Here is a 1,595-nt window from a genome sequence, read left to right as displayed (position 1 = left end):
CCTTAATTCCGCAACACTATTATAAAATATTTTTTTTAAGTACCTGAGCAACAAAAAGTTGCTCAGGATTTTGCCATGTCAGAGGATTCACTTAACTTAGTGTTGCAAAAAAATAATCAAACAAAACCTCATCAGGCATGGCAAAAATACAAATAAAATCCGAGAAGCTCACTCCTTTTGGAGGAATATTTTCAATCATGGAGCAATTTGACTCCACATTGTCATCTGTAATCGACTCGACACTCGGTCTAAGGTGTAGCTCGTTCGGTTATCAGTACAGTGAAATCGTCCGTTCCCTCATGAGTATCTACTTCTGTGGTGGCTCATGCATTGAGGATGTCACTACTCATTTGATGAACCATCTCTCGCTCCATCCGACACTTCGTACTTGTAGTTCTGATACTATCCTCAGAGCGATAAAGGAACTGACGCAAGGAAACATCTCATACACATCAGATACGGGTAAGAACTACGATTTCAACACGGCTGACACACTCAATACCTTACTGCTCAATTGTATGTTTGCATCCGGCCAACTGAAAGAGGGCGAGATGTATGATGTTGATTTCGACCATCAGTTCATAGAGACTGAGAAGTATGATGCAAAGCCTACATACAAGAAGTTCCTTGGTTATCGCCCTGGCGTGGCGGTTATTGACGACTTGATTGTTGGCATTGAGAATAGCGATGGTAACACCAACGTTCGTTTTCATCAGAAGGACACGCTGAAGAGATTCTTTGAGAGATTTGAGCAGAACGGACTTACAATCAATCGTTTCAGAGCTGATTGTGGATCATGTTCCGAGGAAATCGTGGAGGAAATAGAGAAACACAGCAAATCCTTCTATATCCGCGCAAACCGCTGCAGTTCGCTCTACAATGACATCTTTGCTCTTAGAGGCTGGAAGACTGAGGAAATCAATGGCATTGAGTTCGAATTGAACTCTATTCTTGTTGAGAAGTGGAAGGGTAAAGCATACCGACTTGTGATTCAAAGACAGAAACGGATGGACGGTGTGCTGGATCTTTGGGAAGGAGAATACACATACCGTTGTATCCTGACTAACGACTATGAATCTTCCACAAGAGAAATTGTCGAGTTCTATAACCTTCGTGGAGGAAAGGAACGTATCTTCGATGATATGAACAATGGTTTCGGGTGGGACAGATTGCCCAAATCCTTCATGGCAGAGAACACTGTGTTCCTTCTTCTTACGGCACTTATCCGTAATTTCTACAAGGCCATTATCCACAGACTTGACGTAAAGAGGTTCGGACTCAATGCAACAAGTCGCATAAAAGCGTTTGTCTTCAGGTTTGTCTCTGTACCAGCCAAGTGGATCAGAACATCAAGGCGGTATGTGCTGAATATCTATACCTGTAATAATGCTTACGCAGATATTTTTCAGACTGATTTTGGATAACGCCTACAACTTATGGGTATGATACTGCGTATTGCCTCAAGTCGCATAGTGGGGCAAGGGGATATTGTGGGCAGAAGTGGGTATTTCAGCCTCAATTTATCTGCTAATTCAGTGATGAGAGGACGTTTAGACGCAAGAAGGACGCTGAAGAGCTTAGTTGCGGATTTGAGG

1 protein-coding gene is annotated in these 1,595 nt (G+C 42.7%); it reads left to right on the top strand.

Going from position 1 to position 1,595, the window contains the following annotated elements; translation table 11 throughout:
* Positions 1 to 137: 137 nt before the first annotated feature.
* Positions 138 to 1,424: an IS1380-like element IS613 family transposase gene (locus DXA74_RS15915; RefSeq protein WP_005805709.1), complete on the top strand. Its 1,287-nt coding sequence runs from the start codon at positions 138 to 140 to the stop codon at positions 1,422 to 1,424.
* Positions 1,425 to 1,595 lie beyond the last annotated feature (171 nt).

Origin of the sequence: Bacteroides sp. OF04-15BH, assembly GCF_003477995.1 — a bacterium.
Classification (GTDB): Bacteria; Bacteroidota; Bacteroidia; order Bacteroidales; family Bacteroidaceae; genus Paraprevotella.
Note: the sequence above shows the minus strand (reverse complement) of the source record. Positions and strands in the feature narration are given on the sequence as shown.

What these genes read in the sequence shown, in the direction of transcription:
- DXA74_RS15915 (WP_005805709.1), top strand. Translation starts at nt 138, where the DNA reads ATGGCAAAAATACAAATAAAATCCGAGAAGCTCACTCCTTTTGGAGGA.